This window comes from Pseudoalteromonas sp. NZS11_1 (genome assembly GCF_015864275.1).
Lineage (GTDB): Bacteria > Pseudomonadota > Gammaproteobacteria > Enterobacterales > Alteromonadaceae > Pseudoalteromonas > Pseudoalteromonas arctica.
In genome coordinates this window covers 33,071-48,658 of the sequence record NZ_JADYXK010000024.1, presented here as the reverse complement: position 1 = coordinate 48,658, position 15,588 = coordinate 33,071, and the positions used below count along the sequence as shown (strand labels likewise).

At 39.6% G+C, this 15,588-nt stretch carries 15 protein-coding genes; 5 read left to right on the top strand and 10 right to left on the bottom strand.

The window, feature by feature from the left end; translation table 11 throughout:
- Positions 1-114: 114 nt before the first annotated feature.
- Entirely contained in the window at positions 115-1,416 is a 1,302-nt protein-coding gene (locus I6F44_RS15500; RefSeq protein ID WP_197174122.1) for a M24 family metallopeptidase, read from the bottom strand.
- Positions 1,417-1,591: 175 nt separating this feature from the next.
- On the opposite strand from I6F44_RS15500, the gene ettA reads away from it, so the two are divergent.
- From ettA to I6F44_RS15475, 5 genes are all read left to right on the top strand, one after another.
- The gene (ettA, locus tag I6F44_RS15495) at positions 1,592-3,265 is read left to right on the top strand and encodes an energy-dependent translational throttle protein EttA (RefSeq protein ID WP_007581203.1); all 1,674 of its coding nucleotides are present in this window, start codon (positions 1,592-1,594) and stop codon (positions 3,263-3,265) included.
- A gap of 156 nt (positions 3,266-3,421) precedes the next feature.
- Positions 3,422-3,790 (top strand): PilZ domain-containing protein, encoded by a 369-nt coding sequence (locus I6F44_RS15490; protein ID WP_007581201.1) that lies wholly within the window; start codon positions 3,422-3,424, stop codon positions 3,788-3,790.
- A gap of 53 nt (positions 3,791-3,843) precedes the next feature.
- Positions 3,844-4,752 carry a histone deacetylase family protein gene (locus tag I6F44_RS15485; protein ID WP_197101442.1) on the top strand — a complete coding sequence of 303 codons (909 nt, stop codon included), beginning with the start codon at positions 3,844-3,846 and terminating at the stop codon, positions 4,750-4,752.
- Positions 4,753-4,814: 62 nt separating this feature from the next.
- Positions 4,815-5,312, top strand: coding sequence for a TlpA family protein disulfide reductase (locus I6F44_RS15480; RefSeq protein WP_165721281.1), 498 nt, complete (start codon positions 4,815-4,817; stop codon positions 5,310-5,312).
- An 82-nt stretch (positions 5,313-5,394) separates the two neighbouring features.
- Complete coding sequence (locus tag I6F44_RS15475) at positions 5,395-6,060, top strand: hypothetical protein (protein WP_165721280.1); 666 nt, start codon at positions 5,395-5,397, stop codon at positions 6,058-6,060.
- A 100-nt stretch (positions 6,061-6,160) separates the two neighbouring features.
- Here the strand turns inward: I6F44_RS15475 and cyoE are convergent, their stop codons facing one another.
- The 9 genes from cyoE to nqrF form a co-directional block, all read right to left on the bottom strand.
- Positions 6,161-7,045 (bottom strand): heme o synthase, encoded by an 885-nt coding sequence (gene cyoE / locus I6F44_RS15470; RefSeq protein WP_197111107.1) that lies wholly within the window; start codon positions 7,043-7,045, stop codon positions 6,161-6,163.
- 9 nt (positions 7,046-7,054) lie between these two features.
- On the bottom strand, positions 7,055-7,411 hold the full coding sequence (cyoD, locus tag I6F44_RS15465) for a cytochrome o ubiquinol oxidase subunit IV (protein ID WP_010555185.1): 357 nt from the start codon (positions 7,409-7,411) through the stop codon (positions 7,055-7,057).
- Complete coding sequence (gene cyoC, locus I6F44_RS15460; protein WP_197174121.1) at positions 7,411-8,037, bottom strand: cytochrome o ubiquinol oxidase subunit III; 627 nt, start codon at positions 8,035-8,037, stop codon at positions 7,411-7,413. The genes cyoD and cyoC overlap by 1 nt, the downstream gene beginning before the upstream one ends.
- On the bottom strand, positions 8,034-10,022 hold the full coding sequence (gene cyoB, locus I6F44_RS15455; protein ID WP_007581166.1) for a cytochrome o ubiquinol oxidase subunit I: 1,989 nt from the start codon (positions 10,020-10,022) through the stop codon (positions 8,034-8,036). The genes cyoC and cyoB overlap by 4 nt, the downstream gene beginning before the upstream one ends.
- A gap of 2 nt (positions 10,023-10,024) precedes the next feature.
- Complete coding sequence (gene cyoA, locus I6F44_RS15450) at positions 10,025-10,984, bottom strand: ubiquinol oxidase subunit II (protein WP_121954119.1); 960 nt, start codon at positions 10,982-10,984, stop codon at positions 10,025-10,027.
- A gap of 319 nt (positions 10,985-11,303) precedes the next feature.
- Positions 11,304-11,723, bottom strand: a complete 420-nt coding sequence (locus I6F44_RS15445) for a hypothetical protein (RefSeq protein ID WP_007581161.1) — start codon at positions 11,721-11,723, stop codon at positions 11,304-11,306.
- A 1,177-nt stretch (positions 11,724-12,900) separates the two neighbouring features.
- Entirely contained in the window at positions 12,901-13,113 is a 213-nt protein-coding gene (gene nqrM, locus I6F44_RS15440; protein ID WP_007376137.1) for a (Na+)-NQR maturation NqrM, read from the bottom strand.
- A 101-nt stretch (positions 13,114-13,214) separates the two neighbouring features.
- The gene (locus tag I6F44_RS15435; RefSeq protein WP_121955179.1) at positions 13,215-14,246 is read right to left on the bottom strand and encodes an FAD:protein FMN transferase; all 1,032 of its coding nucleotides are present in this window, start codon (positions 14,244-14,246) and stop codon (positions 13,215-13,217) included.
- Positions 14,247-14,355: 109 nt separating this feature from the next.
- Positions 14,356-15,585, bottom strand: a complete 1,230-nt coding sequence (gene nqrF / locus I6F44_RS15430) for an NADH:ubiquinone reductase (Na(+)-transporting) subunit F (protein ID WP_007584893.1) — start codon at positions 15,583-15,585, stop codon at positions 14,356-14,358.
- Positions 15,586-15,588: the final 3 nt, after the last annotated feature.

Genomic DNA, 15,588 nt, shown 5'->3' with positions numbered 1-15,588 from the left:
ATGTCTAAATGAAATTTATTCACTGTGAATAAACTGTTTGATGAATGATAAGTTAAGCCTACCTATAAACACTTAACTTATCGTACTGAACATAAATACACCTAGCACTACCTGTTAATTTTTACCCACTAAAATTAAGTTTTGTTGAGGTGGTATCAAGTACTCAGCCCCGTTGGCTGTTATTACAGCCATTTCTTCAACCGAAATGGTTTTAAACTCGGTGTTATTCAAAGGCCAACTAAAAAAACCATCAAAGGCAAACACCATCCCTTCTTTAAGTTCACGTTGTGACGCAGGCCTTACTTGCGCACTACGAGAGCCACCCAAGTTAGGGCCGGTGTCGTGTGCAACATACCCTACTGGATGGCCGGTGCTCCATGGCACAGGCTCTGAGTTGTATTTATTCATTAATACGGTTTGAGCTTGATCCACGTCGATGCCTTTTGCGCCGGGCTTCATTGCATTAAATGCGGCAAAACCGCTGTCTCTTGCGTTAATCCAATATTGCTGAATATTGGCCGGTGCTGAGGTTTCTCCTTCTTTAAGCACATAAGCAAAACGCTGAATGTCACTTACCCAGCGGTTGTAGAGCTTTACACCAAAATCAATTTGTATCACATCACCAGGCATAATCACTTTATTTGTAGAGTGTGAATGCCCTCGGTCAGGGCCTGAGTTTACATTGGGGTTTTGCTCTGCAGCCCATGCATCGGTCACGCCTCGCGCTTTCATTTTAGCTTTTAAAAGCTTGGCTACGTCTGCATCGGTAGTTTTGCCCGGAATAATAGTTTCATATGCCTCTAGCTGCCACTTTGCAGAGAGCGCTGCCGCTTCTTTCATTATTTCAACTTCAGCCGGTAATTTAATTGAAAGCCATTGATAAACCAGTTCTTCAGAGGATATTAGCTTAGCTGTTTGTTCAGGCCCTAATAAACTGGCTAACTGTTTATACTGCGAATGCGACAACCCATCAGCCTGCGCGTTAAGGTCAGATACATTAATTGCAATGTTACGGAATAATTGTTTTTTTATAAAATCAGCAGCGTATTTTAATGCTGACACGCTACGGGGAACAGATATAACTTTTTCATGTATATCGAGTTCATCTAACGCTTTTGCTTCACTTGAAGGTGAGTAAGCAACAGAATGAAACTTATCTCTGTCAAAATAAAATAAATAAGCTGCTGGCGACCCTGCGTTTTCACAGCCAATATGATCAGCTAATGGGTCATTATTATTTTCTCTACATACTATCAACCAAGCATCTACATCTGCAGCTTTTAATGCTTGTGGAAGTAGTTGACTGATTCTTTGTTTTCTTATTTCAGGCCAAGGCGAACTTTCTGCTTTTACCTCAGAATTACTTGCAAATAGAGTGAGTAAAGCCATGGTTGTTGCAAATTTTTGTATAGTCATATTTTTTCTTATTTTGCTGTGGTTTAAATACGTTAGCACACTCAAATAAAACTATACATTTAACAAGATAAAAACGATTAAGATATATTCCTCCTCGCCATTCGTTGACTGTTTCACCTGTCAGCCACTACAATACAACATTGAAATTTTTATTATTATTTGAAGGCTTTCCTCCATGGTTTTACCTGATAAATTTATATTCTCGATGAGTCGAGTATCTAAGGTTGTGCCACCTAAGCGCACTATCTTAAAAGATATTTCGTTACACTTTTTTCCTGGCGCTAAAATTGGTGTGCTTGGTTTAAACGGTTCTGGTAAATCTACGTTACTACGTATTATGGCCGGTGTTGACCAAGATTTTGAAGGTGATGCACATCCTCAGCCTGGTACAAAAATTGGTTATTTACCGCAAGAGCCTGTTTTAGACGAAAGCAAAACAGTTCGTGAAATTGTTGAAGAAGCTGTTGGCGAAGTTAAACACGCACTTAAACGTCTTGACGAAGTGTATAACGAATACGCCATGGAAGACGCTGACTTTGACGCACTTGCAAAAGAGCAAGGCGAGCTTGAAGCTGTTATCCAGGCGCACGATGGTCACAACATTGATAACGTTTTAGAGCGTGCTGCTGATGCACTTCGTCTGCCAGAATGGGATGCTAAAATTGAGCACCTTTCAGGTGGTGAGCGTCGTCGTGTTGCTATATGTCGATTACTGCTTGAAAAACCAGACATGCTTATTCTCGATGAACCAACTAACCACTTGGATGCTGAGTCGGTTGCATGGTTAGAGCGCTTCTTACACGATTACGAAGGCACTGTTGTGGCGGTAACGCATGACCGTTACTTCCTTGATAATGTAGCGGGTTGGATATTAGAGCTTGACCGTGGTGAAGGTATTCCATGGGAAGGTAACTACTCTTCTTGGCTTGAACAAAAAGATGCGCGCTTACAGCAAGAACAAAAATCTGAAAAAGCACGTCAAAAATCAATTGCGCAAGAACTTGAATGGGTTCGTTCAAACCCTAAAGGTCGCCAAGCTAAGTCAAAAGCACGTATGGCTCAGTTTACTGAAATGCAGCAGTCTGATTACCAAAAACGTAACGAAACTAACGAGATGTTTATTCCACCTGGCCCGCGTTTAGGGGATCAAGTGCTTGAAGTAACTAATCTTCGTAAGAGTTTTGGCGATCGCGTTTTAATTGACGATTTAAGCTTTAGCATGCCAAAAGGTGCCATTGTAGGCATTATTGGTGCGAATGGCGCGGGTAAATCAACGCTGTTTAAAATGATCAGTGGTGAGCAAAAGCAAGACAGCGGTAGCATTACCGTTGGCGAAAGCGTACACCTTGCTACTGTTGATCAGTTCCGCGACGGTATGGACGAAAGCAAAACTGTTTTCCAAGAAATATCAGACGGTCAAGACGTACTAAAAATTGGTAACTTTGAGTTCCAAAGCCGTGCGTATGTAAGTCGCTTTAACTTTAAAGGTAACGATCAGCAAAAGTTTGTTAAAGACCTATCAGGTGGTGAGCGTAACCGTTTACACCTTGCTAAGTTATTAAAAGCTGGCGGCAATGTGTTACTACTCGATGAGCCAACCAATGACTTGGACGTTGAAACACTACGTGCACTAGAGAACGCTATTTTAGAGTTCCCTGGTTGCGTAATGTGTATCTCGCATGACCGTTGGTTCCTTGACCGTATTGCTACGCACATTTTAGATTACCGCGACGAAGGTCAAATTAACTTCTTTGATGGTAATTATACTGAATACGAAGAGTGGCTTAAAAAGACACTAGGTGCAGCAGCAACTGAACCTAAACGTATTAAGTACAAAAAAATTGGTTAATATTTACTGTAGCTAATTTATTACAGTAATACTAAGCCCTGCATTTATGCGGGGCTTTTTTATGCCACCAGCATTACAGGAGCATATCCTGCTAGCATGTAGAGAATTACCCGCTATGCTTAATTTATTATAAAAACAGTAAGGCTAAATTAGGTTATGCAAAATCGTCGTCAGTTTTCTCGTGTTTTATTTTCAACCGATGCACAAGTAATTTTTAATGATCACCAATACCCATGTAAATTACTTGATGTATCTTTGCATGGCGCATTAATCACTAAATGTGATGCTTTTATTGGCAACCAAAATAGCCAAGCTGTTCTGCGTTTTTCGCTGCCTCAAAGCGAAATAGAAATAAAAATGGAGGTTGTGGTGTGCCATATAGAAGCGGATCATATTGGTTTAAAATGCCACCATATTGATATAGACAGCATTACTTATTTAAAGCGGTTAATAGAGCTAAACTTAGCTGATGACGAACTATTACATCGCGAACTCGCTATGTTGATTCACGACACGCAAGAATAGACTCATTTGGATTAGTTGATTACCATGGTGCAAACTTTTCAACTTGTGTAAACATGACTTTAAATCCACATTTACCTTTGGTGTATCACCCTAACTACTCGTTTAATTTCGATCCAAAGCATCGTTTTGCAATGAGTAAGTTTGCACATTTATATCAGCATGTTGCAGAGCTTGGTTTGATTGGCGATAACCTGGTTGAGCCAATATTAGGCACGCCAGAGCCACTTGAGCTAATACACTGCGAAAATTACATACACGATTTGTGGAATAACCGCTTAGATGAAAAAGCAATGCGCCGCATTGGCCTACCTTGGTCAAAAGAGCTTATGGCACGTACCTTTACAGCTCCTCAAGGTACTTTGCAAACAGCTCGTTTAGCACTTAAACATGGTATAGCGTGCCACTTAGCCGGTGGTACACACCATGCGCATACCGATTTTGGCTCAGGCTACTGCATGGTTAATGATTTAGCCTTTACCACGCAAACTTTAATTGAATCGGGTGAAGTAACTAACGTACTTATTTTTGATTTAGACGTGCACCAAGGTGATGGCACAGCCGCAATGTTAGAGCATCAAGCATACGCTTATACTTGTTCTATCCATTGTGAAAAAAACTTCCCTTTTAGAAAATCCGCTAGCGATTTAGATATTGGCTTAGTCGATAATATGAAAGACGACGAATACCTTGCCTTAGTTGACGACACCTTGAGTTATTTACTTAAAGAGCTAAACCCAAGCTTGGTACTTTACGATGCTGGCGTTGATATTTGGCAAGGCGATGGCTTGGGTAAATTAGATATCAGCTGGGATGGCATAGTTAAGCGCGACCATTTAGTGCTAAAACGCTGCCTTGAACACAACACACCCGTTGCCACAGTAATAGGTGGTGGCTATGATAAAGACCATCTTCGGCTCGCTAAACGCCACGCTATTGTTGTTGAGCAAGCCGCTCGCTTTTAGTTTGAAATAAAAATGTTAAATTCTCGTTCTTATTTAATATGTAAAATAAGAACGAACATATTATGAAGCAACTATTTATTGCCATCGCACTAATTTTTATAAGCTTTACAAGCTATTCGCAAGAAGAAAGCACGCAAGAAACATACCCTAAGTTACCTACATTAAATTTACAAATGGCTGATGGGTCGCCGCTCAATACTCAAGATTTATTAGGTCAACCTTACGTTTTACACTTTTGGGCAACGTGGTGTCCGTACTGTAAAAAGCTGCAGCCAGCACTTCAAAAAATTGATGATATGGGCTTAAAAGTTATTGCCGTGAGCTTTAAAGAAGATGACGATGCTACTCCCGCTAAAGCGCTTAGCGATAGAGGTTATACTTTTAAAACAGCCGTAAAAGCCGATGCAATAGCACAGCAATTAGGTATACGAGGCACACCTACTACATTGTTTGTAAATAAAGAAGGCAATGTAATTTGGCTGACTAATACGTCAAACCCAGAGGACGCAAATCTACATTTAAAGGCACGAACATTGTTGCACTCCATATCTGAACAATAATATAGGTCTAAATTTAGTTTAAAAATATAAGTAATATAAACTTTATACTACAATTTAAGCTCATAAATTAATTGAGATTATAATGCGCTTACTACTTACTTTATTACTAATCACTTTAAGTGGCTTTGCCGCAGCTGAAGAAGAAAAAGCAGAACTTCCACCGGTAGACCCCGCTTACAATGCTGAGCACCCTATAGCTTTGGTTAATCAAGGCTCGTCTATTATTGCAATGAATTTACCCACCTATAATTTACCCAATGATGTGCAAGTTGTTTATAAAATAGGAAACCCCGATGTTCCATTTTTAGGCTTTGTTAGAAATGCCGAGTTAATCACCGTAAAGCCACAAGCGTTTAATATTCAGCATTTAATGCGTGGTGAAGAAATTACGATTATTGCCGATATTTACGAGGGTGATTATCAACAAGGTGGTAGTTTAATTTATTCAAAAAAAGAGTTGGTCTTGAGTAAGCAGCTGTATGCCAGAGAACTAAAAGATTTAAGTGAATCATCGCAATGGCAAGACTACGACATGATTACACTAAGCGGCACTGAGCGTATTTATATTCATAAAATTCAAAAAGCGCCGAGCTATAACCATCTTATTTTTGTCGATTTAGTTAATGCGTGTATGCAAAAGCTTCGTACCTCAAAACGTGTCCCTGCTGAAAATGAGCTTACCTATAAGTTTATTAATTGCGGCACGCTTAAACCACTTTATTACAATGCTGATGATTTTAAAAAGTAAAATAGCGAGAATAAAAATGTTCAATTATTTTAATATTTAGGCATAAAAAAAGGCTCTTTCGAGCCTTTGGATTAACTTTGGAATAGTTAAAAATTTTAAATTAGGTAAGCGTTAATAGCTGTGGAGCAACACTATGATAATCAACAGCCATAGCAATGCTTAACGCTGTAATATTAATAATTGAAAATGCGAACACTTTACGTGCCCAACTGCTCATATCAATATTACGACGATACCCTCTTAGTGCCATTAGCAACCACCAAAAGCTGGTAATACAAGCAACAGCCATAAAAGCAGCACCTGTGTAGCCAGTAATTGGCAGTAACATCACAACTAATGCGTATACAGCGATGTAAAGTACGATATGGCGCTTTGCTTTATCAATACCTTGCGCCACGGGTAATACAGGAATACCTGCAGCTTGGTAATCTTTAAAGCGAAAAATAGCGATGGCGTAAGAGTGCGGCATTTGCCACAAGCTAAACATAACTAGCAGTATTAATGCGCCCATATCGAACTGCCCTGTTACGGCGCAGTAACCTACTACTGGCGGTACAGCGCCAGAAAGGCTGCCTACAAAAGTGCCATATACTGAGTTGCGTTTCATGTAGAGGCTATAAACCCCTACATAAATTACGTAGCCAAAGGCTGCAAAAAATACCGCGGCTTGAGTGGTATAGGCGATAAGTAAAGCAAAGCCAATAACGCCCAATAAAACACCGTGGCTAAGTGCAGCAAAGGCCGACATTTCGCCTGTTACTGTTACCCGCGTACGAGTTCGTGCCATGGCTACATCTATGTCTCTATCAATTACATTATTGATAGCACAACCTGATGCAACCACTAGCGACAAGCCAATTAATGTGGCAATCATTAACCATGGATCTATATCACCGCGCGAGGCAAGTAAAAACCCGCCCGCTACGCTGATCAAATTGCCCATAATAATACCCGGCTTTGTCACTGATAAATAACGACGAAACATCTTCAACTCCTAGTACATCATCATTGCGTTAGATTCATAAATGATCCAAACAGATAACCCAACAACCATTACGATGATCAGAGCACTGAATAGGAATGAAAAAGTACTTGCACGGCCATTTTCGGTGGTAAAATTAAGGTGTAAAAAGTACTTTAAATGCACCCAAATTTGTACGATTGCAAAAGTAACAATGCTCCAAAGCGTTGTTGCTTTTGAGAAGTCACCTTCCATAACCATATAAAACGGTATAGCAGTTAAAATTACCGATAGCACAAAGCCAATTAAGTAAGTTTTAACACTGCCATGAGATTCATCATGATGATCACTTTGCGTTTGTTTTAACGCATGCGTTTCGCTGTGGCTCATTACATTGCTCCCATCAAATAAACAACGGTAAATACACAAATCCAAACAATGTCTAAGAAGTGCCAAAATAGGCTTAAGCAGCTTAAACGCGTTACGGTTGCTTTGCCTAGACCACGTTTAGCAACTTCAATCATCATTATGGTCATCCAAATTAGTCCAGCCGTTACATGTAATCCATGTAAGCCAACTAATGAGAAAAACGATGTTAAAAAGGCACTTTGTTGTGGGCCATTACCGTGCACAATTAGGTGATGAAATTCGTATACTTCCATACCAATAAACAAAGCACCTAAACAAAACGTAACAAATAACCAAGTAAGTGTTAGTGCCTTTTTTTGCCCTTGAGCGGCAATCATGGCAAAGCCAAAGGTAATACTACTAATAAGTAGTGCAGCAGTTTCTACTGCTACAAAGTCGAGTTCAAAAATATCTTTACCCGATACACCACCGGCTGTGTTCATAAATAACACAGCGTAAGTGGCAAAAAACGAGGCAAATAATAGGCAATCGGTCATTAGGTATAACCAAAAACCGAATATGGTGTCACCCGATGTATCGTGATGATCATGCGCGTGGGCATGATCATCGTGCGATACTGATTCTAAATTTGCAGAAAGTGTACTCACGCTTTTAGCTCCTTAATGCCACTTGAATTATACGCAGCTTCAGTGCGTGCAATTTCATCAGGTTGAATATAGTAATCAACATCGCTGGTGTAACAACGTTTGATAAAGATGGCAATTGCGCCTACTAGCCCAACAACAGCTAACCACCAAATATGCCAAATCATTGCAAAACAGAATACTGTTAAGCTTGCTGCCATTAACACGCCAGCTGATGTGTTTTTAGGCATATGAATAGGGCTATAGTTTGCTTTATCTTGGTATGCTTGGCCTTTTTCTTTCATGTCGGTCCATGCATCAATATCATCGATGTGTGGAATTGTTGCAAAGTTATAAATTTGCGGAGGTGAACTTGTAGCCCACTCAAGTGTATGGCCGTTCCACGGATCGCCTGTTGTATCGTCAAGCGCTTCACGGTCTCTAAAGCTCACATATAATTGAATTACTTGGCTAACAATACCAAACATAATTATTACAGCACCGCCTGCGGCAATGTATAACCAAATGTTCCAATCTGGGTTGTTAGTGTGGTTTAAACGACGTGTCATACCTAAGAAACCAAGTACGTACAACGGCATAAATGCAACGAAGAAACCGATAATCCAACACCAGAATGATGCTTTGCCCCATTTTTCGTTAAGTTTAAAGCCCATTGCTTTAGGGAACCAAAATACAAAACCAGCAAGGTAGCCAAATACAGCACCACCAATAATGGTGTTATGAAAATGTGCAATTAAGAATAAGCTGTTATGCAGTACGTAATCGGCACCAGGAATAGCAAGTAATACACCGGTCATACCGCCTACGGTAAAGGTAACCATAAAGCCAAGAGTCCAAAGTACCGGTACGCTAATACGTAAACGACCTCGGTAAATAGTAAATAACCAGTTAAACAACTTAACCCCAGTTGGTACGGCAATAACCATGGTCATTACCCCAAAGAACGCGTTAACGTTAGCGCTCGACCCCATCGTAAAGAAGTGATGTAACCAAACAATAAAGCCTAAAATTGAGATTGCACCGCTGGCGTAAACCATCGATTTGTAACCAAATAAACGTTTACCGGCAAAGGTCGAAATAATTTCAGAGAAAATACCAAATGCTGGTAATACTAATATGTATACCTCAGGATGACCCCATGCCCAAAATAGGTTGATGTACATCATGGCGTTACCGCCCAATTCATTGGTAAAGAAGTGGAAATCGAGATAACGGTCAAGCGTTAGCATTGCAAGTACAGCAGTTAAAATTGGGAATGATGCTGCAATTAAGATGTTTGCCCACGTACATGTCCATGTGAAAATTGGCATTTTCATTAGGGTCATACCTGGTGCACGCATTTTAAACACGGTTGCTAAAAAGTTTACTGCTGTTAGAAGTGTACCGAGCCCGGATATTTGCAAGGCCCAAATATAATAATCTACCCCCACCCCAGGGCTAAAGGTCAACTCCGAAAGCGGTGGATAGGCCACCCAACCTGTTTTAGCAAACTCACCAAACACTAGCGACATATTAATTAAAATGGCACCGCTGGCTGTAAACCAAAAGCTTAAGTTATTTAAAAATGGGAATGCAACATCGCGAGCACCAATTTGCAGTGGTAAAACAATGTTCATTAAACCAATCATAAATGGCATAGCCATAAATATGATCATAATTACGCCGTGGGCAGTAAATATTTGGTCGTAGTGTTCAGGTGGTAAATAACCGGGCGCACCACTGGTAGCAAGCGCTAACTGAGCACGCATCATAATGGCATCAGAAAAACCACGGAACAGCATTATTAGTGCTAAAAGAATATACATTACGCCTAAGCGTTTATGATCAACAGACGTGATCCAGTCGCGCCAAAGCACGCCCCATTTTTTATACTTTGTAATAAGCCCGGCAATAATAAGCCCAGCTATAGCAATAACCGACATCGTGAACACAAGAATTGGCTCATGAAACGGAATTGCGTCTATTGTTAGTTTACCTAATAACGACATTATTATTCCTCGCCCTGGCTGTGAGATGATGGCATTGAGTGTTCATCCATTACTTGATGCTTCTTACTCATTTGCCCATGTTCGCCCATTGCATGTTGCTTTTTGTTCATATCGCCATGTGCCTGCATGTATTTCATAACGATGGTATGAAATAAGCCGTCATCAACTTTACCGTAATAAGCAACTGGGTTATTTTCGCTTGCTTTTGCAAGCTCAACATAATTTGCATGAGTAAGATTATTAGCGCTTGAATTCGCTTTTACATCACTCACCCACTTATCAAAACCAGCTTGAGTAGGTGTAGCAATGGCATTAAACTTCATACCAGTAAAGCCTGCACCACTGTAATTTGCCGAAAAGCCTTTAAATGTACCTGGCTCATTAGCAATTAAGTGAAGCTTGGTTTCCATACCGGCCATTGAGTATATTTGACTACCCAATTGCGGAATGAAAAATGAATTCATTGTGCTCTCTGAAGTGATTTTGTATTCAACAGGTACATTAGCCGGAAACACTAATTCATTAACCGTAGCAATACCTTGCTCAGGATAAATAAATAGCCACTTCCAGTTTAATGAAACCACTTCAACAGTAAGATGCTTACCTTTACCTTCAATTGGTTTGTAAGGGTCTAGCTCTTGGGTAGACACCCAGGTAATAACACCTAAAATAATCACAATAACAATAGGGACAGCCCAAACTGCAGCTTCAATTTTATTTGAATGAGCCCATTTTGGAGCGTAAATTTCATGAGTTTGCGTGTCTCTATATTTCCATGCGAAATACAAAGTCATCACAATAACGGGAACGACTACAAGCAACATAAGCACGGTTGCGATGATGATTAAATTTTTCTCATCTATGCCTATCTGCCCTTTTGGATCGAGTATCCCGCCTTTACAGCCTGACAACGCCAGCACTGTACTAGCTAAAGCAATATTACAAAGGTTACGAATTAACAAGGGAGTATCCTACAAACCTAAAAGTTCTAATTTGCTGCTTTAAATAAAAAACAAAGCAACGATTTTTCGGTAAAACCCAAGTTAACTAGAATTAAATTATAAAAAATAAGGGGGCTATTCAAAACCTAAAGCTCATGCCAATAATGACCTAGCAACAAACCCAGCTTTCTAAACGCATTTATATAACGTAATAAAAGTTAACTTGGGTGAGTGGTGGTTGGCTGAAATGTGTTTAAAAAACACTGAGCTACTTTGTTTTAGCTAACCTTAATTATTTACAGCAAGAACAAATAATTAAAACCAGCAACAAAATGCAGTCTTACAGACAACCTGTAAAGCTAGGTGGAGCACGACAACCGTGTGCAACTTGCACTGGCTGAAGAACTTTAGCCTCGCTAAAAGCAAAGGCTGCTTTACGGAGGATAATTCCAGCACGACGCGCTGGGAAAATATGGAACAATAGCCAGCAAAGGCCAATAAGTAACTGACTTGATATGATCGGATGAGCTAAAAATTGCACAATAGTAAGTAACAGCGGCTCTACAATAAACCCATCACTTAATAGCGCTTCAAGCTTGAAGGCATCCTCTAGTGCACCACTTAGCAACATTACAGTATTAAACACTAATAAAGTTATAGCTACACACACGCCCTTGCCTGCTTTATTCAAGCGCTCACACGTCTGCGGCTCGCCAGAGGCAAGATCCGTATTTGTATGATGCAAAGAAAGTGTGTTCAAAAACATTAACCTACTAAAATGACTATAACAAAATCAGAGGAATACAGTTTGCAATGGAAAAATTTAAAAAACATTGCTGTTGTAAGCCCTAAAACCAGGTGCTAAATACAATCAAATCCAGCTAGCACATATTTACCTTGTGAAAATTGATCCGTATCAATCAAACTTTCAAAACTTACTGAAAGTTCGAACGTGAGTATAACAAAGAGAATTTTCTGTTCAACTAAAAATCAATTAATTTGGGTTAAGCTTTCGAAGCTATTTTGTTAATAAAAAATAACGACATAAAAAACAGTAAGTTATCTTGAATTGAAAATGATTTAAAGCAGAATATTTAATAAAATTATAGGTTTTTTTGGAAGGAATAATAATTGTGTGGCACAAATAAAAACAGCTCAAATTCAGTCACCACCGAAATTGAGCCGCTTTTCACACTGACAACATCTTCACACACAATATAAAGATTTTTTGTTTACACTGCGTGGCATTGTAAGGAAATAAAAACAACTCAAATGCAGTCACCACCGAATTTGAGTTGCCTTTCACACTGACAACATCTTCACACACAATATAAAGATTCTTGGTTTACATTACGTGGCATTGTAGGGAAATAAAAACAACTCAAATGCAGTCACCACCGAATTTGAGTTGCCTTTCACACTGACAACATCTTCACACACAATATAAAGATTCTTGGTTTACACTGCGTGGCATTGTAGGGAAATAAAAACAACTCAAATGCAGTCACCACCGAATTTGAGTTGCCTTTCACACTGACAACATCTTCACACACAATATAAAGATTCTTGGTTTACATTACGTGGTATTGAAAGGGAATAAAAACAACTCAAACTCGTTCTTTATGGAAGTGAATCCACCGAACTTGAGTTGTCTTTCACACTGACAACATCTTCACACACAATATAAAGATTCTTTTAAGCGAGGCTAACTTGCCTCAAGCTTATGACGAGAGCCTTGCTCTGTGTCTATGGTTAAACTTTAGAGTGTTAGCTCCAATTTGACAAACGAGAAAAATAAACCTAATAGGTGAAAAAAACTAAACTATAGACGTTTGTCTAATACATTAAGATTGGATTACTTTAGAAGCTATCGAGTTAAGCAGTTTTACAGACACAAAAAAAGCGCTATAAAGCGCTTTTTAATATTTAAGGCGGGCTTAAATAATTTGGTTTTCTTTCCAGGCTTGCTCTTTTGCTAAACGGTTTTTGCGTTTATCACATGGATCATCGCAATCACAGGCTTTATCAATACCAACCGAACCTAAACCACCACAGCTGCTTGCCATAGATTTTTTTTGCACGATCATACCAACGGCCATAGCCGAAACTATCAAAATTAGTAAGCCAAAAGTAAGAAGAAAAAGTGACATTGCTTAGCCCCTATTGATCAGCAATTAATTAAACTCAAACATTTTTGAGCGACTGCTATTATATACCCAAATAACGCGAAAATAAACAAGCCAGCACCATACTACAAATAAGGTTTAAATGCAGGGCTTGAATAAGTAACTAAACCCTCATTTGATTTACCTATTAAGTATACCGGTAAATCGTGCTGCTGAGCGTATGCTTGCGCTTTTTCCATACCCATCACAGTAAGTGCAGTCGCTAAACCATCTGCCGTCATAGCGCTTGGATGAAGCACAGTTACCGACACTAAGTCGTGCTTAATAGGCATGCCGGTCACGGGATCAATTAAATGAGTATAGATCTCGCCATCCATTTTATAAAAAATACGGTAATCACCTGACGTAGCAATACCGTTTGTACCTGGCGATAAAACACGGTGTACCTTTCGCTCTCCAGGTTGCGCATCTGGTTGCTCAATCGCAATTTTCCAATCCTGATTATTTGGCTTTTCACCTGCTATACGCAGCTCTCCACCAATCTCAACCATGTAATTGGTAATACTGTGGCTTTCTAATAACTGCGCTACTTTATCAATACCATAGCCTTTAGCCGTTGCCGAAAACGAAAGCTCTAACCCATTAACTGTTTTAGACAGTCCTTGCTCATCTAAAATAAGTTTATCAATACCTATTTTTTCAACCATACTTGCAAGCTCTTCATCACTTGGGCGATTGGTTGGTTTTTTATCAGGACCAAAGCCCCATAAATCAATTAAAGGCCCCATAGTGACATCGAGTGTTTTAGTTGATTCGCCTAAGCGAATAGACTCGCTGATAACAGCCCTAAAATCTTCGCTAATTGGCATAACTTGATTTGCTGGTAATCTGTTAAATGTATTTATTTCAGAGTCTTCTATGTAAGTAGACATAGACTGATTCACATCTTTTAAAACAGCGTCTATTTGCAGCTGTAATTGTGAAGCTGATAGCTGGCCCTGCTCATCGTAATATTTAATATGATAAGTGGTGCCCATAGTCTTACCTTCTAAAAAGGTTTCCCTCGACTCTGGTTTTTCGCCACACCCAGACAGTAATAAGGTCAGTGTGATTAGTAAAAAGGCCATTATGCCTTGTGAAGTACTTACTCGATTCATAACAGCTCTACTTAATAGATTGATAAAATTAAAGAATAAAAAAAGCCTCGTAACACAAGTGCTACGAGGCTGGTATTTTAACCAAAACTAAACTGTTTTGGTATTAGTGTTAGCCACCGAAGTCATCTAGTAAGATATTTTCGTCTTCAACACCTAAATCTTTAAGCATAGTAATAACTGCCGCGTTCATCATTGGAGGACCACACATGTAGTACTCACAATCTTCCGGCGCTTCGTGATCTTTAAGATAGTTCTCAAATAACACGTTATGGATAAAGCCAGTGTAGCCTTCCCAGTTATCTTCAGGTTGTGGATCTGAAAGTGCTGTATGCCATACGAAATTAGGATTTTCAGCGGCTAAGCCGTCAAAATCTTCTACGTAGAACATTTCACGTTCAGAACGTGCACCATACCAAAAGCTCATCTTACGTTTAGAGTTCAAACGTTTAAGTTGGTCAAAGATATGTGAACGCATTGGCGCCATACCAGCACCACCACCAACAAAGATCATTTCTGCATCTGTGTCTTTAGCAAAGAACTCACCAAATGGACCTGAAATAGTTACCTTATCGCCTTTTGTAAGTGACCAAATGTACGAAGACATTTTACCACATGGCAAGCTTAGGTTTCTTGGAGGCGGAGCAGCAATACGCACGTTAAGCATAATGATGCCTTCTTCTTCTGGGTAGTTAGCCATTGAGTATGCACGAATTGTTTCTTCGTCTACTTTTGACTCCAGGTCGAAGAAACCAAAATGATTCCAGTCGCCACGATATTCTTCAGGAACATCGAAATCTGCATATTTAACATGGTGAGGTGGCGCTTCGATTTGGATGTAACCACCCGCACGGAAAGGCACTGACTCATCACCAGGGATTTGCAGTTTAAGTTCTTTAATGAAGGTTGCTTTGTTATCGTTAGAGATAACTTCACAGTCCCATTTTTTAACACCGAAAATTGACTCTTCAAGCTCAATTTCCATGTCGTTTTTAACATTTACCTGACACGCTAAACGACAGCCTTCACGGGCTTCACCTTTAGAAATGTGATCAAGCTCAGTTGGCAGGATATCACCACCACCTTCTTTAATGTGTACACGACATTGACCACAAGAGCCACCGCCACCACAAGCAGATGATACAAATATACCTGACTCAGATAATGCACTTAAAAGCTTATTACCTGCTGATGTAGTAATGGCTTTGTCTTTATCGCCATTAATACCGATGATGATGTCACCGCTTGCAACTAACTGAGATTTAGCACCAATGATCACTAAAACTAGTAGTACAACGATAGCGATAAAAACACCAACGCCTAAGAAAATCTGATAATCCATGAT

Excerpts from the sequence above, each read along its gene's own strand:
- cyoD (WP_010555185.1), bottom strand. The coding sequence starts at position 7,411 with ATGAGCCACAGCGAAACGCATGCGTTAAAACAAACGCAAAGTGATCAT.
- nqrM (WP_007376137.1), bottom strand. The coding sequence starts at position 13,113 with ATGTCACTTTTTCTTCTTACTTTTGGCTTACTAATTTTGATAGTTTCG.
- I6F44_RS15500 (WP_197174122.1), bottom strand. The coding sequence starts at position 1,416 with ATGACTATACAAAAATTTGCAACAACCATGGCTTTACTCACTCTATTT.
- nqrF (WP_007584893.1), bottom strand. The coding sequence starts at position 15,585 with ATGGATTATCAGATTTTCTTAGGCGTTGGTGTTTTTATCGCTATCGTT.
- cyoE (WP_197111107.1), bottom strand. The coding sequence starts at position 7,045 with ATGTTTCGTCGTTATTTATCAGTGACAAAGCCGGGTATTATTATGGGC.
- I6F44_RS15480 (WP_165721281.1), top strand. The coding sequence starts at position 4,815 with ATGAAGCAACTATTTATTGCCATCGCACTAATTTTTATAAGCTTTACA.
- ettA (WP_007581203.1), top strand. The coding sequence starts at position 1,592 with ATGGTTTTACCTGATAAATTTATATTCTCGATGAGTCGAGTATCTAAG.
- cyoB (WP_007581166.1), bottom strand. The coding sequence starts at position 10,022 with ATGTCGTTATTAGGTAAACTAACAATAGACGCAATTCCGTTTCATGAG.
- I6F44_RS15490 (WP_007581201.1), top strand. The coding sequence starts at position 3,422 with ATGCAAAATCGTCGTCAGTTTTCTCGTGTTTTATTTTCAACCGATGCA.
- I6F44_RS15485 (WP_197101442.1), top strand. The coding sequence starts at position 3,844 with ATGACTTTAAATCCACATTTACCTTTGGTGTATCACCCTAACTACTCG.
- I6F44_RS15475 (WP_165721280.1), top strand. The coding sequence starts at position 5,395 with ATGCGCTTACTACTTACTTTATTACTAATCACTTTAAGTGGCTTTGCC.
- I6F44_RS15435 (WP_121955179.1), bottom strand. The coding sequence starts at position 14,246 with ATGAATCGAGTAAGTACTTCACAAGGCATAATGGCCTTTTTACTAATC.